Origin of the sequence: Pontixanthobacter gangjinensis, assembly GCF_009827545.1 — a bacterium.
In the GTDB taxonomy this organism is placed as follows: domain Bacteria; phylum Pseudomonadota; class Alphaproteobacteria; order Sphingomonadales; family Sphingomonadaceae; genus Pontixanthobacter; species Pontixanthobacter gangjinensis.
This window is the reverse complement of sequence record NZ_WTYS01000001.1, coordinates 688,601-711,435: the sequence shown is the minus strand read 5'-3', so window position 1 is coordinate 711,435 and position 22,835 is coordinate 688,601. Positions and strand designations below refer to the sequence as shown.

The 22,835-nt window shown below is 56.7% G+C and carries 16 protein-coding genes; 6 read left to right on the top strand and 10 right to left on the bottom strand.

Annotated features, from left to right (window positions below; genetic code table 11):
* Window positions 1-222: 222 nt before the first annotated feature.
* A complete protein-coding gene (gene ppk2 / locus GRI36_RS03350; RefSeq protein ID WP_160597186.1) occupies window positions 223-999 on the bottom strand; it encodes a polyphosphate kinase 2 in 777 nt (258 codons plus the stop codon).
* 110 nt (window positions 1,000-1,109) lie between these two features.
* Between ppk2 and phhA the strand changes: the two genes are divergently transcribed.
* Window positions 1,110-2,000: a phenylalanine 4-monooxygenase gene (phhA, locus tag GRI36_RS03345; RefSeq protein WP_160599019.1), complete on the top strand. Its 891-nt coding sequence runs from the start codon at window positions 1,110-1,112 to the stop codon at window positions 1,998-2,000.
* Window positions 2,001-2,007: 7 nt separating this feature from the next.
* On the opposite strand, the gene GRI36_RS03340 is transcribed toward phhA, so the two are convergent.
* From GRI36_RS03340 to GRI36_RS03325, 4 genes are all read right to left on the bottom strand, one after another.
* Entirely contained in the window at window positions 2,008-2,262 is a 255-nt protein-coding gene (locus GRI36_RS03340; protein ID WP_160597185.1) for a hypothetical protein, read from the bottom strand.
* A 123-nt stretch (window positions 2,263-2,385) separates the two neighbouring features.
* Entirely contained in the window at window positions 2,386-3,198 is an 813-nt protein-coding gene (locus GRI36_RS03335) for an undecaprenyl-diphosphate phosphatase (protein WP_160597184.1), read from the bottom strand.
* Between the two features lie 127 nt (window positions 3,199-3,325).
* Window positions 3,326-5,452, bottom strand: coding sequence for a M13 family metallopeptidase (locus GRI36_RS03330; protein ID WP_160597183.1), 2,127 nt, complete (start codon window positions 5,450-5,452; stop codon window positions 3,326-3,328).
* 157 nt (window positions 5,453-5,609) lie between these two features.
* A complete protein-coding gene (locus GRI36_RS03325) occupies window positions 5,610-7,547 on the bottom strand; it encodes an ABC transporter transmembrane domain-containing protein (protein ID WP_268893842.1) in 1,938 nt (645 codons plus the stop codon).
* An 85-nt stretch (window positions 7,548-7,632) separates the two neighbouring features.
* On the opposite strand from GRI36_RS03325, the gene GRI36_RS03320 reads away from it, so the two are divergent.
* A complete protein-coding gene (locus tag GRI36_RS03320) occupies window positions 7,633-8,865 on the top strand; it encodes a polyhydroxyalkanoate depolymerase (protein WP_160597182.1) in 1,233 nt (410 codons plus the stop codon).
* Window positions 8,866-8,881: 16 nt separating this feature from the next.
* Here GRI36_RS03320 and GRI36_RS03315 read toward each other — a convergent pair whose 3' ends face one another.
* From GRI36_RS03315 to GRI36_RS13705, 5 genes are all read right to left on the bottom strand, one after another.
* A complete protein-coding gene (locus GRI36_RS03315; RefSeq protein WP_160597181.1) occupies window positions 8,882-9,493 on the bottom strand; it encodes a DUF4126 domain-containing protein in 612 nt (203 codons plus the stop codon).
* A gap of 88 nt (window positions 9,494-9,581) precedes the next feature.
* Complete coding sequence (locus GRI36_RS03310; RefSeq protein WP_160597180.1) at window positions 9,582-10,760, bottom strand: acetyl-CoA C-acyltransferase; 1,179 nt, start codon at window positions 10,758-10,760, stop codon at window positions 9,582-9,584.
* A 117-nt stretch (window positions 10,761-10,877) separates the two neighbouring features.
* A complete protein-coding gene (locus tag GRI36_RS03305; RefSeq protein ID WP_160597179.1) occupies window positions 10,878-11,327 on the bottom strand; it encodes a MaoC family dehydratase in 450 nt (149 codons plus the stop codon).
* 82 nt (window positions 11,328-11,409) lie between these two features.
* Window positions 11,410-12,792, bottom strand: coding sequence for a DUF5935 domain-containing protein (locus tag GRI36_RS03300; protein ID WP_160597178.1), 1,383 nt, complete (start codon window positions 12,790-12,792; stop codon window positions 11,410-11,412).
* Window positions 12,785-12,961, bottom strand: a complete 177-nt coding sequence (locus GRI36_RS13705) for a hypothetical protein (RefSeq protein WP_202392107.1) — start codon at window positions 12,959-12,961, stop codon at window positions 12,785-12,787. Before GRI36_RS13705 ends, GRI36_RS03300 begins: the two co-directional genes overlap by 8 nt.
* Before the next feature lie 90 nt (window positions 12,962-13,051).
* Between GRI36_RS13705 and GRI36_RS03295 the strand changes: the two genes are divergently transcribed.
* From GRI36_RS03295 to GRI36_RS03280, 4 genes are all read left to right on the top strand, one after another.
* Entirely contained in the window at window positions 13,052-14,296 is a 1,245-nt protein-coding gene (locus GRI36_RS03295) for a TIGR04063 family PEP-CTERM/XrtA system glycosyltransferase (RefSeq protein ID WP_160597177.1), read from the top strand.
* A 37-nt stretch (window positions 14,297-14,333) separates the two neighbouring features.
* Entirely contained in the window at window positions 14,334-16,415 is a 2,082-nt protein-coding gene (locus GRI36_RS03290) for a hypothetical protein (RefSeq protein ID WP_160597176.1), read from the top strand.
* A 306-nt stretch (window positions 16,416-16,721) separates the two neighbouring features.
* The gene (gene gltB, locus GRI36_RS03285) at window positions 16,722-21,362 is read left to right on the top strand and encodes a glutamate synthase large subunit (RefSeq protein ID WP_160597175.1); all 4,641 of its coding nucleotides are present in this window, start codon (window positions 16,722-16,724) and stop codon (window positions 21,360-21,362) included.
* 11 nt (window positions 21,363-21,373) lie between these two features.
* Entirely contained in the window at window positions 21,374-22,810 is a 1,437-nt protein-coding gene (locus GRI36_RS03280) for a glutamate synthase subunit beta (RefSeq protein ID WP_160597174.1), read from the top strand.
* The last annotated feature ends 25 nt before the right edge of the window (window positions 22,811-22,835 follow it).

Sequence of the window (22,835 nt, the reverse complement as noted above, 5' to 3'; positions counted from 1 at the left end):
CTGTAACCTAACACACCTTTGGTAATTGCCTGATTTCATACGGTTTGCCTGTTGGGATACGGGTTACACATTTGCTCGGGCTTTGATTTCCGAAAAATCCCGAGCAGCAAAAATGCTGCCAATGCGGTCACGGAAGCTGACAATGTCAAAGAGCGATGAACTCTCCTGCCCTAAACTGGCAATGTAGGAAAATCTCGGGCATCTCGGCCAAGCACAACCGGGTCACGGCGTGTAATCGGCGATCGGTTTCAAGACCGAGTAACTTTCCGAAATCGGGTCATGGCCAAGCTCGGGAAATGCCAGAGCTGGCGGCTCGATATGCGTGTCAGGCATCCGGTCGAGCAAATTGCGCACCAATGTCAGCCGTCCCTGTTTCTGGTCATTGAAATCCACCAGTGTCCAAGGCGCATGGTCTGTGTGGGTAGCCTTCAGCATTGCTTCGCGGGCCTGAGTGTAGGCGTCATATTGCTCGCGGGCGGCCAAATCGATCGGTGACAGTTTCCACCGCTTCAACGGGTCTTCCAGCCTTTCCGTAAGCCTTTCTTCCTGTTTTTCCTGATCAGTCGTCAGCCAATATTTGAACAGTAATATCCCGTCATCGATCAGCATTTTTTCAAATTTGGGCGCTTCTTCCAAAAATCGTGCAACCTTGTCCTCGCTGGTGAAGCCCATGACTTTCTCAACGCCAGCACGGTTATACCAGCTGCGGTCGAACAGGACTATTTCCCCGGCGGCGGGCAAATAGGGAACATATCGCTGGAAATACCACTGAGTCATTTCGCGCTCATTCGGCTTTGACAGCGCAACGACATTGCATTGGCGCGGGTTTAATCGCTCGCCGACTGCGCGGATGGCTCCGCCCTTTCCTGCGGTATCCCGCCCTTCAAAAATCACGCAGATGCGCGCGCCGGAATGTTTGGCCCAGCGCGCCATCGCGACCAGTTCTTCCTCCATCGGCTCGAGCAATTCTTCATATTCTGTGCGCTTCAGCTTCCCCATCGTCTATCTCTTCACAAATTTGTTTCTTAACCCTGCGGCTGCTAAAGCTTTCAGCCGATATGACCCAGACAGTAATAGAGCCTCTTAGCGATTTTGCCACGCTGCCCGAAATGCCGGAAGATGTCTTCACCGCGCCGCTGAAAAAGCCGGAGCATGTGGGGGAAGACTGGCTTGAGCCAAAGCAAGCGAATTATGGCGCAGAGCAAAATGCAATTTGGGATGAATTGTTCGAGCGGCAAATGGCGATCCTGCCGGGCCGCGCGGCAACCGCCTTTATGGCGGGCTGCGAGAAGCTGGATCTGGGCCGCGGCGGCGTGCCCGAATTTGGCAAGTTGTCCGAAGAGCTGGGCAGTTTGACAGGTTGGTCGGTAGTGCCCGTGCCGATGTTGATTCCCGATCATGTGTTTTTCTGGCATCTGGCGAACCGCCGCTTCCCCGCAGGCAATTTCATCCGCACCCGCGAAACGTTTGACTACATTCAGGAACCCGACGTGTTCCACGATGTGTTCGGCCATGTGCCGATGCTGACCGATCCGGTGTTTGCCGATTACATGCAGGAATATGGCAAGGCCGGATGGAAGGCGATGAAATATAACCGCCTGAAAGCATTGGGCGCGCTCTATTGGTACACGGTCGAATTCGGCCTGATGATGGAGGGTGACGATGTGCGCGCTTATGGCGCTGGTATTCTGTCGGGTCCCGCAGAGATTGTCTTCGCGGTGGAGGCGCAAAGTCCGAACCGGATCATGCTGAATGTCGACCGCGTAATGCGCACCGATTACGTTATCAGCGATTTGCAGCCGACTTATTTCGTGATTGAAAGCTTTGAGGATTTGTATCGTCAAACGGTCGAGCGCGACTTTGACCGGCTTTATCGCAATCTATCGCCTGCCTTTACCTATGCCAATTCGGCGGTGATCGATGTCGATAATGTGGTACATCGCGGTACGCAGGAATATTTGCTGCGCGGAGGCAGAGGGAGCGGAGCGGAACCGGTTTAACGGCGTTCTATCCTGGAATTCCGCGACGGACCATGTGGGCGACCAACAAACCGCCTGCTGCCCCGATACAACCAAAGAAGAACGTGCTGGCGCTGATCTCCTTAACCAAAGAGCTTGATGACATCAGCAGGCCAAGAAGCAGCGCGCCGAGCACACCTGCACCAATGTCCATCAATATCTCGCGACCATCTGTCTGCGACTGGATAATCGATGATAACCAACCGAGGACCCCCCCGATCGCAAACAAAATTGCCAAGCCCATAATCGTGTTTCCAAATTACATTACGCCAAATAAACGTTGTAATTCAGTGTTTGGTTCCAATTATTCGTCTGGGTCACCCGAATAATCGCGCTTTCTCTCGAATCATTCAGCTAATTTAACTACTTACCTCATGGTCAACCACACCACTGCCGCACCACCGATGACAATCCGGTACCACGCGAACGGCGCGAAACCGTGCTTGCTGACATAGGCGACAAACGCCCGAATAACCGCCAGAGCGACCACGAAGCTGACCGCGAACCCGATCCCGATTTCCCACCAACCCACGCTGGTGGTTCCGGCGTTGAGTTGATCGCCCTTGGTCACCAATTCCAGAAAGGTCGCGCCGATCATGGTGGGCACGGCAAGGAAGAACGAGAATTCAGCGGCAGTCTTGCGCCCCACACCCATCGCAAGCGCGCCCATAATTGTCGCACCCGAGCGGCTGACGCCGGGGATCATCGCCACGCATTGAGCGAGGCCCACGCCAATCACTTGCTTTATCGGCAGATCGGCCACTTTGATATCGTTGCCAGGCTTTGCGACTTTCTCGATACCCAAGATGGCGATACCGCCGATAATCAGTGCCCAAGCCACGATGGACGGGCTACCGAGCATGATGTCGATCTGGTCCTTCAGCGCCAATCCGAGAATTGCCGAAGGAATGAACGCCAACAAGATATTGCGGGCAAACCGAAGCCCTTCGGATTCCAGTTTCAGCACGCCAATCCCGGCATTCCAGAATGTCGACCAATATTGGACAACAACAGCCAGAATCGCGCCCAATTGGATCACGACATTAAACATTGCCCATTGCGCAGAATCATATCCGAACAATTCCGACGCAAGAATGAGGTGGCCAGTCGATGAGACGGGCACAAATTCGGTGAGGCCTTCGACAATGCCGAGGAGGATAGCGGTGAGGGTTTGGTCCATGGGACACGCCTCATGAACATGGAGGGCGGATAGTCAAGAGGTACTGGCAGCCTCAAACCCAAAGCGCCCCCTTTCCCGCGAAGGAAAGAGAGCGCGATTGGTGCCGTCTTTTGCTTCGGAAAGGCGCCTACCAGATGGTAATACGCTCCTCCGGCGGCAGATACATATCATCGTCTGGAGTTATACCGAACGCGTCATACCATGCGTCCATATTGCGCACGACGCCATTGACCCGGTATTCTTCCGGGCTGTGACTGTCGGTCCGCAGACGCTGGCGGGCATTATCTTCGCGCTGCTGCGAACGCCAGACTTGCGCCCATGCGAGGAAGAAGCGTTGATCGCCGGTCAGCCCGTCAATCACTGCATCTTCTGCCCCGTTCAGCGACAATTTATAGGCGCGATAGGCGAGGCTTAGGCCGCCCAGATCGCCGATATTCTCGCCAAGAGTAAAGCGGCCATTGACGCAGGTTTTGCCGTCATCAAGCGGACAGAATGCATTGTATTGCTCAACCAGAGCATCACCGCGCTTGTCAAAAGCAGTACGGTCAGCATCGGTCCACCAATTGCGCAATTCGCCGGTCGCATCCGATTTCGAACCTTGGTCATCAAAACCGTGACCCATTTCATGGCCAATCACGCCGCCAATCGCGCCGTAATTCACAGCGGGATCAGCCGAAATACCAAAGAACGGTTGCTGCAAAATAGCCGCCGGGAACACGATTTCGTTCTTGGTTGCGTTGTAATAGGCGTTGACTGTCTGCGGCAGCATAAACCACTCGGTCCGGTCAATCGGCGCGCCCAATTTGGCGAGATTGTCCTTGAAACCCCACATCGCTGACGACATCCGGTTGGCAATCGGATTGTCGCCAACAATGGTCAGACCTTCGTAGGTTTCCAGATTGTCGCGGTAACCGATTTTCGGATCAAAGCTGTTGAGCTTGGCCATGGCCTGTTCTTTGGTTGCATCGCCCATCCAGTCGATTTCATCGATGCTCTGCGCCATAGCTTTGCCGAGATTGGCGACGAGTTCATCCATCGCCGCCTTGTTTTCCTCAGGGAAATAGCGCGCGACGTAGCTCTTGCCCAAAACCTCGCCCAAATGGCCTTCGGTTTCGTCAATTGCACGTTTCCAACGTGGGCGCTGTTCCGGTTGACCGCGCAGGGTCTTGCCGAAGAACTCGAAGTTCGCCTCTTCAAACCGTGAAGGCAATACATCCGAATTGCCCGACAGGAACTGCAGGGCCGTCCACGCTTGCAGTGTGGCAATCGGTGTGTCGCTCATCACCTCGAACATACCCGGCGTGCCCTTGCCGATTTTCGCCAGCATCTCGTCGGTCAGGCCCAGCTCGGCGATTTCATCTTCGGTTGGCGGCATTTGCGGGACGACGAATTTGGTCGCTTTGTCGAAGCCGGTTTCCTTTAGCATCGTGGTGACCGGGAATTCGCCCGCCATCGCGACCAGCTCGGCAGGGGTAACAGCGTTATAAGTCAGGTCACGATTTCGGCTGACAGCGCGATCCCATGAAATGACCCGCGCGATCCGGTCCTCAAAACCATAGACTGCTTGCGCTGTGCGCTCCGGGTCGGAGTAACCCGCTTCTTTCGCGAGGAAGGTCAGATACTCGATATATTTGATCTGAATGCCGAGGTCTTTCTCGCTGTCACCGAGATAATAATCACGGTCGGGCAGGCCAAGACCGCCAGTGCCGATGTAAGTGACATAGGTGTCAGGCTGCTTCTGATCGACCGTCACGAACCCGCCAATCGGCGAGCTCATTCCCGGCTGTGACCAGACTTTTACCAAGCTATCCATCGTTCTGGCGCTGAAAATATCGTTCAGATGGGGCCGCGCCAGTGCCAGTCCAGCAGCTTCAATCGCATCGCTATCGATATAGGATTTATAGGCATCGACAATCCGCTGCTCATCCGCAGACAGGCTGCCATCCTGCGCCACCAATTCGTCAACCAATGTTTTTACATCGCTGGTCGATTTCTCGCGCAGCAAATTGAAGGCTCCAAATCGCGAAAATTCAGCAGGAAGCGGATTTGCGGCGAGCCATTTCGCATTGACGTAAGCGAAGAAATCATCGCCCGGATCAATGCCTGCGTCGAGACCAGCGGGATCAAAACCCCAATCGCCAAAATTCATCGTTGGCGTGGCGATTTCAGCCTCGGCTGCTTCTTCAGCCATAACTGGCGAGGCGGCGAAAAGCGCAATGGCGCTGGCGCCGGTTACGAGAAATGTACGGATCATTTGATTTTTGCTCCTAAAGCGCGGTGCCCCGTGCAGGAGCTTGCGACTACCGATTATATAAGGAGCTACGCCGCGCTGCGTCGCCCTTAGTCGGTTTCAATTGCAACTTTGTCGAACAATCCGTCTGCGCGCAATGGTTGCGATCAACTCGGCACGGTCAGGCTGCATCAGACGACGTGAATTGCAGCGCGGCCAAGCGGCTATAAAGCCCGTTCGCAGCGGCCAATTCGCGGTGCGTTCCCTGTTCGACAATCTGCCCCTTTTCCAGAACCACAATCCTGTCTGCCGAACGGACCGTGGCAAGCCGGTGGGCGATGACCAGAGTCGTGCGGTTCTGCATCAGATTGTCGAGCGCCTGCTGGACCAGTTGCTCGCTTTCGGCATCGAGTGCGCTGGTCGCTTCATCCAGTAGCAAAATCGGCGAATCGCGCAACAAGGCGCGCGCGATGGCTATCCGTTGCTGCTGTCCGCCCGACAGCCTTGTGCCGCTTTCGCCCAGATAGGTGTCGAGTCCGTCTGGCAGGTCACGCAGGAAGCTTTCGGCATTGGCGGCGCGCGCAGCCTCCCAAATGTCCTCGTCGCTCGCGTCCCAATTGCCATATCGCAGATTGTCGCGCGCGTTGGAGGAGAACAGCACACCGTCCTGCGGGACGAGCGCGATGCGCTTGCGGATTTCGGCGGGATCGGCGCTGGCCAGTGGTACGCCGTCGATGCGGATTGTCCCGGCTTGCGGATCATAGAACCGCTCGACCAATTGGAAGATGGTCGATTTACCCCCACCAGATGGGCCGACAATCGCGACCGTTTCGCCTGGTTCAACCTCTAGATTAAAGTCCTTGAGCGCGGCCGTTTCCAAGCGAGTAGGATAGCGGAAAGTGACATTGCGGAACGACAGGCTTCCGCGCGGCGGCAGCGGCAAAGTCTGGGGCCGTTCGGGAGGTGCGATTGATGGCTTGGCCTTTAGCAATTCATTGAGGCGGCTGGCCGCGCCCGCCCCGCGCAGCAAATCGCCATAAACCTCGGTCAAAGCGCCGAATGCGCCTGCAACCAGCCCGCCCGTCACTACAAATGCGAAAATCGTGCCGCCGCTAATCTCGCCGGTCGATACGCCCAACGCGCCTCGCCACATAATCAATGTGATAGAGCCAAAAATGAACAGGATAATGATCGAAGTCATTAAAGCACGGAGCAAGATGCGCTTTTTTGCCGTGTCAAAAATTGCCTCGACTGCGCCTTCAAACCGGGTTTTTTCGCGGCTTTCCTGATTGAACGCCTGCACGACTTTCATCGCACCCAAGGTTTCCGACACCATCGACCCGACATCGGCAACACGGTCCTGGCTAGACCGGGAGATGTTCCTGACCCGGCGGCTGAAATACATAATCGGCAGAATTATAAGCGGGATCGCGATGACAAGGCCTACGGTTAGGCCCGGAGCGAGCCAGAACAGGAATATCGTGCCGCCAATGCCCATCAATATATTACGCAAAGCGACAGACACCGTCGTTCCGACGACCTGTTCGATGAGGCTTGTGTCTGCTGTCATCCGGCTGGATATTTCACTCGGGCTGTTTTCCTCATAGAAACCGGGAGCAAGACGCAGAAGGTTGTCCTGCACTTTCAGCCTGATATCCGCGACCACCCGCTCGCCAAGCCAGCTGACGAAATAGAACCGCAGCGCAGTACCCACCGCTAGAACGCCGACAATCATCAGCAGATAGCGGAACCACCGGCCAATATCATCGGGGTTTCCGCCAGCAGCAAACCCATTGTCGATAATCAGTTTGAACCCCGCCGGAATCGCCAAGGTAGCGGCGGCAGTGATCACCAAAGCGATGAAGGCAAGCGCCACTTTACCAGGGTATTTGGCCAGCTCTGCCCAGATCATCTTGAGCGGACCCAGCGTCTTGGCCGGCTTGGGCTCGCTCGTCGCGAGCTTATTTCGCCCGAACAGACCCCGCTTCTCGGTCACTTCGGGCTCGTCCGCGATACTCTGTTCTGCATCCATGCGGCTGAAATAGGGACAGCTCGCAGCAATATCCACTGTTGCGCGCGCTTTTAGCCCCGTTTGATCAGCAGCGGGTGCACAGAACATTTGCCAGCCGACGCGAAACGCGCCATGGTGCACTGCACAATAAGCCGAAATCGGCGAAATAATACACCGTCGCAAGGAACACCATTTGCTTTATCACGCCTACGAAATGCAGCGCGCCTGGTTAAACAGCGCCAGCGCCTGGGCCTCGATCAGTGCAGAAATGCTCTCCAACCCCGGTAATCCCTTGGGGTATCTAGGCCTTGGTCCGTCGGCATCATCAGCTTTGGAAGTGTTCGCTCACGCATCCGCCCCGTATGGCAAGCCTGCCTTCGGGATTGAGCACGTCACAGTTGATGGCCGCGAATATGCGGTCACCGAAAGTACTGTGGTGAATAAGCCATTTGGCGATCTGAAAAGATTCATCCGCGACGGCCTGCCGAAAGACGCGCCGCGCCTGCTGATCGTCGCGCCGATGAGCGGCCATTACGCGACTTTGCTTCGCGGCACTGTCGAACGGATGATCGACAGCTGCGAGGTTTACATCACCGATTGGGCCGATGCGAAAACCGTGCCGCTGCATGAGGGCACTTTCGATCTCGATGATTACATCGATTATCTGATCGAGTTTCAGGAGCATATCGGCGCTGACGCGCATATGATGGCAGTTTGCCAACCCTCGGTACCAGCCTTTGCCGCCACAGCGATCATGAACCGCGAAAATCATCCCTGCTCGCCTAAAACATTGACCATGATGGGCGGCCCGATCGACACGCGTGAGGCGCCAACCACGGTCAACAATCTGGCGATGGAGCGACCAATCGCGTGGTTCCGCCAGACGGTGATTGCGACCGTCCCGTTCCGCCACCGCGGTTCTGGCCGCCGCGTCTATCCCGGATTCCTCCAGCTCGCGAGCTTCATGAGCATGAATTTGGGCTCTCACATGATGAGCCATTACGAGCTGTTCAAACACCTTAACAACGGTAGCGATGCCGATGCACAAGACAGCGCGCAAGCGACCAAGGATTTCTACGACGAATATCGTTCGGTGTGCGACATGACCGCCGAATTCTATCTGCAAACAGTCGAAGAAGTGTTCCAGAAACACTCGATTCCGAAAGGCAATTTTGTCCATCGCGGCAAGGTGGTCGACCTGCATGAAATAAAACGCACCGCGATCCTCGCGATCGAGGGCGAGCGCGACGATATTTCAGGGCTTGGCCAGACCAAGGCTGCGCTGAAGCTCACGGACAAATTGCCCGACAGCAAGAAGCGCTATTATATGGCCGAGGGAGCCGGGCATTATGGCATTTTCAACGGTAGTAAATGGCGCGACAAAGTTGCGCCGGTGGTTGAGGAATTCATCGCCGAACACGGGTGAAGACCCGCCAATGTGACTACTTCGGGGGTAGCTGCGTGGGTGTCTTCCCGAAGCTGAATATCTGTTTGATTATTCGCCTTGCCTTGAGCAGCAGCCAGATCGTGAAGGCGAGCAGCGCGGCCGCAATACCCGCTGCCCAATAGGGAAATTCATAAGCGGTGTAGAGCAAGCCGGCGGTTGCAACGTCTTCGGCCGTGGACATAGCGACATTGGTTACCGGCTCCGGACTGGTGTTGATCACCGCCCGCGCGCCAGCTTTCCCGCCATGCGACAGCAGCGCTCCTCCGCCGCCAAGGATAAAGGCGATTACCTGTGTCGCCGGATCTGACGGGTCAACAATCGCGAGCGCGAGCAGCGCCCCGCCAATTGGCCTGACGAAAGTGTGGATCGCGTCCCACACGCTGTCGAGCCACGCCACTTTGTCGGCGAGAAATTCGAATAACGCCGCAATACCCGCCACGCCCATTACCCACGGATTGGCAAGCACCTGCAGGCTTTGAAGATGGTCAGGCAACGGGATCACGCCAGCGTTCATCGCAATGCCGGTTGCCAGCACCGACAGATAGAGCCGCCAGCCCGACAGCAGGCTGACGCTGCCTGCGATTCCTATAATTTCCATTATACCCAAAACGGCCCATCCTCTTTTTTGAAGAGAATGGGCCGCTTGGAATATTTTGGCAAGTTTCCCTGCCGGATTAGTCTAGAGTTTGAAGCGCTTACAGAACTTCGAACAACCCGGCTGCACCCATACCGCCGCCAACACACATGGTAGTGACGACATATTTCGCGCCGCGGCGTTTGCCTTCGATCAGCGAATGCGCGACGCAGCGAGCGCCGGTCATGCCGTAAGGGTGGCCGATTGAAATCGAGCCGCCATTGACGTTCAGAATGTCATTATCGATGCCCAGACGGTCACGGCAGTAAATAACCTGCACAGCGAAGGCTTCGTTCAATTCCCACAAGCCGATGTCGCTGGTCTTGAGGCCGAAACGCTCAAGCAATTTCGGGATGGCGAAGACAGGGCCGATGCCCATTTCATCAGGCTCGGTACCGGCGACCGCCATACCGACATAGCGGCCTAGCGGGGTCAGACCCTTTTGCTCGGCAAGCTTGGCTTCCATTACAATCGAAGCGCTCGAACCGTCGGATAATTGCGAGGCGTTACCCGCAGTAATGGTCATGCCAGGACCCATGACCGGCTGGAGGCTTTGCAGACCTTCGAGCGTTGTCGACGGGCGGTTGCCTTCGTCCTTGGCGATGGTGACTTCAACGTCGCTGATTTCACCGCTTTCCTTGTCCTTGACCTTCATCGTGGTCGTGACAGGAACGATCTCGTCATCGAATTTGCCTGCTTCTTGAGCTGCGGCAGTGCGCATTTGCGAGCTGAGCGCATATTCATCCATCGCTTCACGGCTGACATCATAGCGCTTGGCTACGGTTTCGGCTGTCTGCAGCATGTTCATGTAGACATTCTCATGCATCGCCATCAATTCGCGGTCGGGCGCAACGCGCATTTCCGGGGTCTGGACGAGGCTGATCGATTCCTGGCCACCAGCTGCAACGATATCCATGCGGTCAACGATGACCTGCTTGGCGGCAGTGGCGATGCTCATCAGGCCCGACGAACATTGACGGTCGATGCTCATGCCTGAAACGGTGATTGGCAAGCCCGAGCGCAAAGCAACCTGACGGCCAATGTTGCCCGCCTGTGTGCCTTGCTGGAGCGCGGAGCCCCAGATTACGTCGTCCACTTCGGCGCCGTCGATACCAGCGCGCTCGACGGCGGCTTTGAGCGAATAGGAACCGAGCGTCGCGCCCGATGTGTTGTTAAACCCGCCCTTATAGGCGCGGCCGATGGCCGTGCGGGCCGTTGATACGATTACTGCGTCGCGCATTGCGAACTCCTTTTAACAGTCGTGATCCCAGCGAGGGCAGGGATCGTTATGAATTAAGTCTAACCGCCGTTTCGCCTGCGGTGGGCGACCCCAGCTTTCGCCGGGATGATGATAATATCAGACGAAGAACATGGTGATCCATTCGGTGATCAAAGCAGGCTTATCTTCGCCTTCGATCTCGATCGTAATTTCGCAAGTCTGCTGCCATTGCCCGGGACGCTTTTCGACCATTTCGATCAGCTTCCAATGGCCGCGAATGCGCTTTCCGCTGCGGACAGGGGCGATGAAACGGGTTTTGTTACCGCCATAATTCACGCCCATCTTGACGCCTTCCATACGCGGAATATCCGATTCGGCGCTGAGATAAGGGATCATCGACAAAGTCAGGAAGCCATGCGCGATAGTGCCGCCGAACGGCGTCATCTTGGCGGCTTCTTCATTGATATGGATGAACTGGTGATCGCCGGTTGCATCGGCAAACTGGTTGATGCGCTCCTGGCTCATCTCGGCCCATTCGCTGGTTCCGATGACTTCGCCTGTCTTGGCTGCGATTTCCTGCGGGGTCATATGCCTCTCCTATATAGCTGCAAGGTGTTGAGCAGCTACATGGAGCATGAAAGCGTTTAGCGCAAATAGGTTTCCGTAAACGTCAAGGTGCCGCTACGGCATCGCCAGAGGGCAAAGCTCCCTGTTCGCGGCGCAGTTGGAACGGGACTTTGCGGTCCTTCGACTCGAGCCGTTTGCAATAGGTCCACAGCGCACATTGCAGACCGATGACCATTAGAATGAACGGCTGGTAGGCGATGCCTTGGAACAGCGACCCAACCAACGCGATAATCTGGGCATTCTGCAGCGCGCTGGCGAGCGGTGCCTGCCATAATTCGCCGTCACCTGTCCGGTTGCGCCATTTGCGCCGGATGCGTTCCATATGCCACAGGCCCAGCGCGTGCAGCCAAACCCAGATAAATAGCCCGGGCCAACCTTGCTCACCCAGCATTTCAAATACCGCAGAATGATAGGCGCGGCCATTATCGGTCACTTCGCGATATTCAATCGCAGTTGTGTTACCCTGCTGTTCCTTGACCGGCATATCATAGGTGAATTTATTGCCCCGGAATGCATCAAAGCCTCCGCCGGTTGGTTTTTCCATCGCATAATCGATGGTCCATTGCCAAACGGCGACCCTGGTTGAAGCCGATTCGTCACCGTCGGTGCTGCCCAGGGTTGCCATCCGCTCGTAATAGCTCTGCGGCAGAAACGGCAGCGCAACCAGACATAGCGCGCCGCCTGCGACCAGGAATGTCAGCCGCTTTTTGATATCGCGCAGTGCCAGCCCGAACAACGCCACAATGCACAATAATCCGGTCCTTGCCTCGGTCCCGATCGGGATTAGCAGACATGCGAAAATCAGTCCTGCTGCGAATAGCTTCACCCGCCAATCGGCCACATATACGGTCCCGTATCGAACCAGCCAGATGATTATAGGTATCATGCAAATCGCCACCGTCGCCAAAGTCGAGCTTTCATAAAGGCCGCTATTGTCGTTTACGAAGAACAGGTTGCGTTCATATCCGCCGCCGCCTGCAACAATTTTAATACCCGCGCTGATGATGATCGCGCCGGCTGACAAGACCATTATCAGCACCGCGCTTTCGATCCTCAGCCGCGTGGTCAACGTAAGCGGAAGGAAAATGCCGAAAACCAGCGCCTTCCAGACCCATGACCATTTCTCTCCTGCAGAATCAGGAAAATCGGCATTCATGGTGGTCCACCAGCAATATAGCAGCAACGCCAGCATCAACCCCTGCCGAAGAGTGAACCGGCTGCCTCTCTTGGGATCGGCAATGAGCCATCCGGCAAAGGCCGCGCAAAATGTCAGCAGCGAAGGCGACAGGAGTGGCATGAATGTCCAGCCCATTTTACCTGGTGCCAAAATATCGACGTAAAGATATGCCAGCACCCAGACATACGGACGCCGGAAACCAATCGCGACAAACGCAATCAGGAAAAAGAACAGCGCGAGATCAAGCATCGCGGTCACTTTGCGCTGTAATCGAATCAGCAGGCGAACTGGTGGGCAGAGTTTTCTTGCGCAGATCAGGCAGGGCCGGATCATCATCCAGATCCTTGCGCCCGGCAAGACGAATTACCGCGAGCAGAATCAACGCGTGAGTCAATCCAAGGGCGAAATAATCAATCACGTCGGTTCTGTGCGCTCCATCGGCAGTTGATAGGGTCAGTAACAGCGGGGTGTTGACGCGACGTTAAGGTTGTTTTGCCAAGGGTTGGTCATGACAAGAATTCTGCATATCCTCGATCATTCGCTACCACTTCACAGCGGATATACATTTCGGACCCGCGCCATATTGAAGAGTCAGCAGGTCGCCGGAATGGCGGTTTGCGGGGTTACCGGACAGCGGCATAAGGACAGTCAACAAACAGAATGCGGGCATTTGGCGGAACAAGTCGAAGGGCTTGAATTCTATCGCACTCGCGGCAAGGCAGAAGGCCCCGTTGGCGTTCGCGAATGGCGTGAGATTGCCGCGCTGACCGACAGCATCGTGCGGGTCGCCGGGCAATGGCAGCCCGATGTGCTCCATGCGCATTCGCCCGCTCTTTGCGGTCAGGCGGGTCTGCGGGCGGCCAAACAATTGGGTATCCCGCTGGTCTATGAAATCCGCGCCTTCTGGGAAGATGCCGCAGTGGGCAATGGCACTGGCAGCGAGAATTCGGTCAAATACCGGATGACGCGGATGCTGGAGAACCGGGTGATTGGCGGTGCCGACGCGGTTTTCACAATTTGCGATGGCTTGCGCGACGATCTCATCGCGCGCGGTTTCGACGGAGGGAAAATTGGGGTCTCGCCCAATGGGGTTGATCTTTCCATGTTCGGCGATCCGCCGGCGCGCGATGATGCACTGGCGGCAAAACTTGGTTTGAGCGACCGGCCAGTGATCGGCTTTATCGGCAGTTTCTATGATTATGAGGGGCTAGATGACCTGATAGCCGCCATGCCCGCATTGCAGCAAAAACAGCCCGGAACGCAATTGCTGCTGGTGGGTGGCGGCCCGATGGATGACGCGCTGCGCGCGCAAGCAGCGTCATCGCCCGCAGCGAGGGATATATATTTTACTGGCCGTGTGCCCCATTCCGAAGTCGAGCAATATTACTCGTTGGTTGATGTGCTGGCCTATCCCCGCAAACGCAGCAGGCTGACCGATCTGGTCACCCCGCTCAAACCGCTGGAAGCGATGGCCCAGCGGCGCATTGTCGCTGCATCGGATGTTGGCGGACACCGAGAACTGATCACCCACGGGGTCACCGGCATTCTGTTTCCTGCCGATGATCCGGTGGGCGCGGCGGAAGCATTATCCGATTTGATCGACCGTTCGGGCGATTGGGATGCAATGAAAGCCCGCGCCCGAACACATGTTGCAAGCGGGCATGATTGGGCGAAGAACATTCATCGTTATCAATCTGTTTACCATCATTTGCTAGCGAAGCGTGGAGATGGGGAAATGCCGAGTGCCGCATAGGCGCATGGCAGGATCGCCAAGCAACAGGGAACTATTCGTGCCGGGCACAAAAAAATCAGGCAAGACAAAGCAAGCGCCGCTTAGCTCACATCCGATTTTCCCGGTGGTGGTGGCTCTATGGTTCGCCGCTTTGCTCGGCTTTGGCAGCTTGGTTATACCCGGTGCCGTCTTCGAAAAATTGACAGTGGTGACGGGTATCGCATCGGTCGTTGAGGCCGCTCAACCACCGCTTGGAACCACCGCTCGATTGATGATTGCAGGGTTCAGTGCGGTGATTGGCGCGGTAGCGGGGCTTCTGATCGCACGCAAAGTCGCCAGAGCGCAGAAATCGGACGCCGCCGCGATTATGCGGCGCAATGACAGCGCAGCGCCTGCAGGTAATTATGAATTTGACGAACACATCCCGCAAACGAAGAAGCCGATCTCTGCTCATGAAGAACTCGGGCATGATGGCCTGGACGCGCCATTAAGCCGCGAGGCGCCTGCTGCATTGGATGCGCAAGAGGCCGGACAATCAAATGCCATGGCTTACCGCGGGAAGCGCCGCTCGCTTGCGGTAACCGATGACAGCGGCCCAAGCGATTTCTTGGAGTCAGCTCCACTGCCAGGTGGCGCAGCTGGCTTCGACAGCCCCCTATATCAGCCGGGATACGATGAGCCCGAGAAGCCCGCGCCAGAACCTTTGGAATTGGCCGAACTGGCACTGGAGGAGAACCCAATTACGGCCGAGTTCACCAGATCGTCAGATGCTTCGAGACCCTTCGACGCGCCAACCGCCAGCAGCAGCACAGGTGTCGATTTCCACGCAGTGATGGACGATGATTTCTCCAGCCCTGCAAACGAGATGGAACAGGAATTCCAAGTGAACAATGAACAGACCCGTCCAGCCTTTGGTGCCATTGAAAGCATCGAGGCAGACGTTGAGCGGATCAGGGCGGAAGCTCGTGATTCTGATACGACCTATAACCCGTTCGCGCAATTTTCTGACGAGCCCGAGTCACCCGCTAGACCGTTTGCACCGCCGCAATCAGAGGCTCCTTCCACCCCTGCTCCGCAAGGGTTTGCATCTGCGCCAGCACAAGCACCGGCACAGGCGGCCAACCCATTTGCACGCGATCTGCGCGAATTGAGCATGGCCGAATTGGTCGAACGGTTCGCAGCAGCATTGCAGTCAAATGCCGCATCCGAACGCACGGCTGCGCACGCTCCGGTACAGACCCCCGTACAGGCCCCCGTACAGGCCAAAGTGACCGAAGAGCCAGTGGTTGAAAACCCGGTGAATATCCCGGCCGAGACTGCAGCCCCCTTGGTGTTCCGCCGGTCAAACCCTGTGCCCGCAGGCGAAGCTGAAACGATCCCGGCTCACGCCCCAGCGCCCACGGAAACCGTGCCGCAATTCGATTCTCGGCAGGCAGTATCCGCCCAGTCAGCGCCTGAGGCGCAGCCCGCCGCCATACCGTTTGCGCTACGTCCGTTTGATCATGAGGAGTTTGGCGCAGAGGATAGCGACGATGAGGTTGATGAAGTCCACGGTCTGTCTTTAAGGCTTAGCTCCAATTCGCGGTCCTTTAACCAGACAGCTGGATTTTCGACCGAACCCAAGGCATCAGATAATGCGTCGGGGCCTCTGACAGCGTCTTCTCAAGGTATCTCGCCTCAACCAAGATTTGCCGCTCCGCAGGCAGCGGATGCGCCTGCCCCGGTTTCGGAAGTGCCTGTGGCACATGCCGCCCAGCACACTGCGCCCGATAATCACGAGGAGACCGCCGAAGAAAGCGCCTACAGTTCCTTGCTGAGCATGAAGAGCCAGTTCAGCGCGAATCAGGAATTCGTTCGGATTGACGACGAAGATGTTGGCGCTTCTTCCAGCGAACCGGTCGTCGTATTCCCCGGCCAAGATCAGCGCCAGGCATCGCCTGCGCCGGATGGGCCAACCAGAAATCCGATAATGAACGGGCGCGAAGTCGAGGCCGCTAACGCTCCGAGGCCATTTGACGCGCCGGTTTCTGACGCACCAGCCGTGAACACAAATCGACCCACAGCCCATAATGCCGGGCAAACCGAACGCGCCCTGCGCGAAGCTTTGGAAAAACTCCAAAGGATGAGCGGCACGGCCTAACACTTCGGCTGCTTCCGGTTGATTCCAAATTCATATAGCAAGGGCCCGCCGAGTGATTGGTGGGCCTTTACCATGCGCAAGCCGCGGCAAACTGCGATGCCGTAACGTTGCATCGCTGCGCTTGGCCAGTGCATACGATATCTTGCCTCTTCGCAGTTGCAAAAATCATTTCATTTCTTCATTGTCATGTTGTGCGACATATTCAGTGCCCGTGCGCCGGGTATAATGATGGATATAGGCCACGACATAGCCAGATCGGACGCATGGCGCCCGGGATCTGGCACCTGATAATGATGGGACACAAGAATGGGATACCCTGCGCCTGAAGGGCTGTATGATCCGCGCAACGAGCATGACGCCTGCGGCGTTGGCATGGTCGCGCATATCAAGGGTGTAAAATCGCACTCGATAGTCACGCAGGCGCTCGAAATCCTCAACAATATCGACCATCGCGGCGCGGTCGGCGCTGACCCTTTACTGGGCGATGGCGCGGGTATTCTGCTGCAAACTCCCGATCCGCTATTCCGCGATTGGGCCGCGAATGAAGGCAAAGACCTGCCTGCCGCCGGCGATTATGCGGTCGCGATGTGCTTTATGCCACAAGATGGCGAAGCGCGCGATTTTGTAACCGAGCAACTTGAGAAATTCATCGCCAAGGAAGGCCAGATTCTGGTCGGCTGGCGCGATGTACCAACAACGCTGGCCGGGCTTGGCAAAGCGGTGATCGAATCTATGCCGGTTATTCGCCAATGCATTGTCGCACGCGGCGAAAACTGTGCCGATCAGGACGCATTCGAGCGCAAGCTTATCGTGATCCGCAAACAGACGCTCAATCCATTGGCCAAACTGGCCGAAAAACACGATCTACCAGAGCTGACCAAGAGCTACATCCCGAGCTTTTCCAGCCGAACCATTGTGTACAAAGGCCTCCTGCTCGCGAACCAGGTCGGTTCGTTTTACGACGATTTGCGTGACACGAACTGCATTTCCGCGCTCGGCCTTGTTCACCAGCGTTTCTCGACCAACACTTTTCCCAGTTGGCGGCTCGCCCACCCTTATCGTTTCATGGCGCATAATGGAGAGATCAACACGGTCCGCGGGAATGTGAACTGGATGAACGCCCGGCGCCGGACGATGGAATCGGAATTGCTTGGTGCCGATCTTGACAAGATGTGGCCACTGATCCCGCATGGTCAGTCTGATACGGCGTGCCTCGATAATGCGCTCGAATTGCTACTCGCAGGCGGATACAGCCTCGCCCATGCAATGATGATACTGATGCCCGAAGCATGGGCCAAGAACCCGCTGATGGATGCCGAACGGCGCGCATTTTACGAATATCACGCCGCCTTGATGGAGCCATGGGATGGCCCCGCAGCGGTAGCCTTTACCGATGGCCGCCAGATCGGCGCGACGCTTGACCGCAATGGCCTGCGCCCTGCGCGCTTCTGCGTGACCAAAGACGACATTGTCTGCCTCGCTTCGGAAAGCGGCGTGCTGCCGTTCAAGGAAGAGGACATCACCCGCAAGTGGCGGCTTCAACCCGGCAAAATGCTGCTGATCGACCTTGAAGAAGGCAGGATCATCGAAGATGCCGAACTGAAAGCGGGACTTTCCGCAGAACACCCTTACGCAGAATGGCTCGATAAGGCGCAATATAAGCTGGCCGATCTGGACACGGTAGAGCCCGAATTATCCGAAGTCCCCGAGCCGTCGGAAAGCTTGCTCCAGCGCCAGCAAAGCTTCGGTTACACGCAAGAAGACATCAGCAAATTCCTTGAGCCGATGGGCCGCCGCGGCGAGGATCCGATCGGGTCGATGGGCACCGATACGCCGCTGGCCGTGCTATCCAACAAAAGCCGCCTGCTGTATGATTATTTCAAGCAGAATTTCGCGCAGGTGACCAATCCGCCGATTGATCCGATCCGCGAAGAATTGGTGATGAGCCTGCTCTCGATGGTTGGCCCTCGCCCCAATTTGCTTGGCAGGGAGGCTGGCACGCATAAGCGCCTCGAAGTTAGCCAACCGATTTTGACCAACGAAGATTTAGCCAAGATTCGTTCGGTCGAAGCGGCATTGGATGGCGCATTCCGCACCGAAACAATCGACATCACTTGGGATGCGGCATCGGGCGCTGATGGACTCGCGCTGGCGCTGAAGGAAATGTGCTGGGCTGCGACCGAAGCTGTGCTGCAAGATCACAATATCCTGATCCTGTCGGACCGCGCCCAGGGTCCGGATCGGATTCCGATGCCCGCGCTGCTCGCCACCGCTGCGGTCCACCACCATCTGGTTCGCCAAGGCTTGCGGATGCAAACCGGGTTGGTCGTCGAAACCGGCGAAGCGCGCGAAGTGCACCATTATTGTGTCCTCGCTGGCTATGGCGCAGAAGCCATCAACCCCTATTTGGCGTTTGAAACGCTCGAACATCTGCGCAGCGAAAAATTCGCCGATCTGTCACAGCAGGCCGTCGAAGCCAATTACGTCAAAGCGGTTGGCAAAGGCATTTTGAAGGTCATGTCCAAAATGGGCATTTCGACTTACCAATCCTATTGCGGGGCGCAAATTTTCGACGCCGTTGGCCTGTGTTCCGACTTCATCGACCAATATTTCAAAGGCACCGCGACCACCATTGAGGGCATCGGCCTGAAGGAAGTCGCCGAGGAGGCCGTGCGCCGTCACGCCACTGCCTTCGGAGACAACCCGCTTTATAAGGGCATGCTCGATGTCGGCGGTATCTACCAGTACCGGTTGCGCGGCGAGGACCATGCGTGGACGCCCGGCAATGTCGCCAGCCTGCAGCACGCGGTACGCGGCAACAATCCGAAGAATTACGAAGAATTCGCCAAGTCGATAAACGAGCAAGCCGAGCGCCTGCTGACCATCCGTGGATTGATGGAACTGCGGCCAGCGGCGCAACCGCTCGATATCAGCGAAGTCGAACCCGCAACGGAAATCGTCAAGCGTTTCTCCACTGGCGCGATGAGCTTTGGTTCGATCAGCCACGAAGCGCACAGCACGATGGCGGTTGCGATGAACCGCTTGGGCGGTCGCTCCAATACCGGCGAAGGCGGTGAGGAAGTCGAGCGTTTCACGCCGATGGCCAATGGCGATTCGATGCGCAGCCGGATCAAGCAGGTCGCCTCAGGCCGGTTTGGTGTGACCACCGAATATCTGGTCAATGCAGATGATATCCAGATCAAAATGGCACAAGGCGCGAAGCCCGGCGAAGGCGGCCAATTGCCCGGTCACAAGGTCGATAAACGGATCGGTGCAGTACGCCATTCGACCCCCGGCGTGGGGCTGATTTCGCCGCCGCCGCATCATGACATTTATTCTATCGAAGATCTCGCGCAGTTAATTCACGATTTGAAGAACGTGAACCCTGCAGCGCGTGTTTCGGTCAAGCTGGTATCCGAAGTGGGTGTGGGCACTGTCGCCGCTGGCGTGTCGAAATGTAAGGCAGATCACGTCACCATATCGGGTTACGAAGGCGGAACCGGCGCCTCCCCGCTGACCAGCCTGACGCATGCCGGCAGCCCGTGGGAAATCGGCCTTGCTGAAACGCAGCAGACGCTGCTGTTGAACGATCTGCGCAGCCGGATTGCGGTGCAAGTTGATGGCGGTTTGCGGACCGGGCGCGATGTGGCGATTGGCGCTTTACTCGGCGCGGACGAATTTGGCTTTGCCACAGCCCCGCTGATAGCAGCAGGCTGTATCATGATGCGCAAATGCCATCTCAACACCTGCCCGGTCGGAGTGGCAACGCAGGACCCTGTTCTGCGCAAACGCTTTGTCGGTACGCCCGAACATGTAATCAATTATTTCTTCTTCGTGGCTGAAGAATTGCGCCAGATTATGGCCGAGATGGGCTTCCGCACGGTCGAGGAAATGGTCGGCCGTGTCGATACAATCGATATGAAACGCGTCCAGCGCCATTGGAAGGCCGAAGGCGTCGATCTGGGCCGGTTGCTCCACAAGGTCGAGCTGGCCGAGGGCAAGCACCTGTTCCACACAGAGCAGCAGGACCACGGATTGGAAAATGCGCTCGACAATCAGCTGATCGAATTATGCGCGCCGGCAATCGAACACGGCGCGCCAGTGAAAGTGGATCTGCCAATCCGCAACGTCAACCGCACCGTCGGTGCAATGCTGTCGGGCGTGATTGCCCGGGCGCATGGCCACGCAGGTCTTGCCCCTGACACCATACAGATCAATCTGACAGGCGTTGCCGGACAAAGCTTCGGTGCATGGCTCGCGCACGGGATCACGCTCGATCTGACCGGCGACGCCAATGACTATGTCGGCAAGGGCCTTTCTGGGGGGCGGATCATTGTGAAGCAGCCTTCGGGCACCACGCGCAATCCATCTGAAAATATCATCGTTGGCAACACTGTCCTGTACGGAGCGATTGCAGGCGAGGCCTATTTCGGCGGCGTAGCGGGAGAGCGTTTCGCGGTTCGCAATTCGGGCGCGCTGGCTGTGGTCGAGGGCGCAGGCGATCATGCGTGCGAATATATGACCGGCGGCGTGGTTTGTGTGCTGGGCAAAACCGGACGCAATTTTGCCGCAGGGATGTCGGGAGGTATCGCCTATGTCTATGATCCGGATGGTAAATTTGCCGAATTGTGCAATATGGCTCAAGTCGATATCGAGGAAATTCCAGCCGCGCCTGATGCGGAAGATGGCACTGGAAGGCCGCAACACCGTGGTAGCTCGGTAAATGATTCAGGGATGGGCGACCCTTTGCGTCATGATGCGGAGCGCCTGAAAATTCTGATCGAGCGGCACAAGCTGCATACGGGCAGCGCTCGCGCCGCCGATTTGCTGACCAATTGGGATGCAGAGCTTTCAAACTTCAAAAAGATCATGCCGCGCGATTATGCCCGCGCGCTCCGCCAGCTAGAGGCAGAGCGTGAAGAGGCAGCGACGGTTGCAGCGGAATAGGGACCGATACGATGGGTAAGGACACAGGCTTTCTCGAATTGGACCGGCAGGACCGGAATTATATCGATCCAAAAGACCGGCTGCAGAATTACAAGGAATTTGTTGTTCCGCTTGATGAGGACGCGCTGAAAAAGCAGGCGTCGCGGTGCATGGATTGCGGCATCCCCTATTGTCACAATGGCTGCCCGGTAAATAATATTATCCCTGATTGGAATGATCTGGTCTATCATGGTGATTGGAAGAACGCGCTCGAAGTTCTCCATTCGACCAACAATTTCCCTGAATTTACCGGCCGCGTCTGCCCTGCACCATGCGAGGCGAGCTGCACGCTCAACATCATCGACCAGCCTGTTACGATCAAAAGCATCGAATGCGCGATTGTAGATCGCGGATGGAAAGAAGGCTGGATCAAGCCGCAAATTGCCAAAACCCAGACTGGCAAAGCCGTGGCCGTAATCGGTTCCGGCGCAGCAGGGCTTGCCTGCGCGCAACAACTCGCCCGCGCCGGCCATGCGGTGACGGTGTTTGAAAAGAGCGACCGCATCGGCGGCTTGCTGCGTTACGGCATCCCTGATTTCAAAATGGAAAAACATTTGATCAACCGGCGCGGCGTTCAGATGGAAGCCGAGGGTGTAACATTTAAAACCTCCGCCGAAGTCGGCGTTGAAGTGAGCTTCAAGGCGCTGCAGGAAAACTTCGACGCCATCGTTATGGCAGGCGGCGCGGAAGAAGCGCGGATGCTCGACGTGCCGGGCGCAGAATTGCCCGGCGTGCGCGCGGCCATGGAATTCCTGACACAGCAGAATAAACGCAATGCTGGCGATGATGAAGTGCGCGCCGCGCCGCGCGGGACGCTGACCGCCACAGACAAGCATGTAATCGTAATCGGAGGCGGCGATACCGGTTCCGACTGCGTAGGCACATCAAACCGTCAAGGCGCCGCCAGCGTAACTCAGCTGGAAATCATGCCGCAACCACCAGAGCATGAAGACAAGCTGATGACTTGGCCCGATTGGCCAATGAAGATGCGCACATCGTCCAGCCACGAAGAAGGCGCTGACCGCGACTGGGCTGTCTTGGCCAAGCGCGTGATCGAGCAGGATGGTGATGTTGCCGGACTTGAATGCGTTCGTGTCGAATGGAAAGACCGCCAGATGCAGGAGGTGGAAGGTAGCGAATTTACTTTGCCAGCTGACCTGATCTTGCTGGCAATGGGCTTCACCGGACCGCGCCGACGCGGCTTGCTTGACCGGGCAGAGGTCGAACTCGATGCGCGCGGCAATGTTGCCGCAACCACCGATGATTACACCACTAGCGAGGCGGGTGTTTTTGCGTGCGGTGATATGCGGCGGGGCCAGTCGCTTATCGTCTGGGCAATCCGCGAGGGGCGACAATGCGCACGCGCAGTAGACCAAGCGTTGATGGGTTCAAGCGAATTGCCGCGCTGATTTTGAAGAGTTTGTGATAAGGCAA

Bases quoted from the DNA above. Each gene is read 5' to 3' on its own strand.
- ppk2 (WP_160597186.1), bottom strand. From the start codon at position 999: ATGGGGAAGCTGAAGCGCACAGAATATGAAGAATTGCTCGAGCCGATG.
- phhA (WP_160599019.1), top strand. From the start codon at position 1,110: ATGCCGGAAGATGTCTTCACCGCGCCGCTGAAAAAGCCGGAGCATGTG.
- GRI36_RS03340 (WP_160597185.1), bottom strand. From the start codon at position 2,262: ATGGGCTTGGCAATTTTGTTTGCGATCGGGGGGGTCCTCGGTTGGTTA.
- GRI36_RS03335 (WP_160597184.1), bottom strand. From the start codon at position 3,198: ATGGACCAAACCCTCACCGCTATCCTCCTCGGCATTGTCGAAGGCCTC.
- GRI36_RS03330 (WP_160597183.1), bottom strand. From the start codon at position 5,452: ATGATCCGTACATTTCTCGTAACCGGCGCCAGCGCCATTGCGCTTTTC.
- GRI36_RS03325 (WP_268893842.1), bottom strand. From the start codon at position 7,547: ATGTTCTGTGCACCCGCTGCTGATCAAACGGGGCTAAAAGCGCGCGCA.
- GRI36_RS03310 (WP_160597180.1), bottom strand. From the start codon at position 10,760: ATGCGCGACGCAGTAATCGTATCAACGGCCCGCACGGCCATCGGCCGC.
- GRI36_RS03305 (WP_160597179.1), bottom strand. From the start codon at position 11,327: ATGACCCCGCAGGAAATCGCAGCCAAGACAGGCGAAGTCATCGGAACC.
- GRI36_RS03300 (WP_160597178.1), bottom strand. From the start codon at position 12,792: ATGCTTGATCTCGCGCTGTTCTTTTTCCTGATTGCGTTTGTCGCGATT.
- GRI36_RS03295 (WP_160597177.1), top strand. From the start codon at position 13,052: ATGACAAGAATTCTGCATATCCTCGATCATTCGCTACCACTTCACAGC.
- gltB (WP_160597175.1), top strand. From the start codon at position 16,722: ATGGGATACCCTGCGCCTGAAGGGCTGTATGATCCGCGCAACGAGCAT.
- GRI36_RS03280 (WP_160597174.1), top strand. From the start codon at position 21,374: ATGGGTAAGGACACAGGCTTTCTCGAATTGGACCGGCAGGACCGGAAT.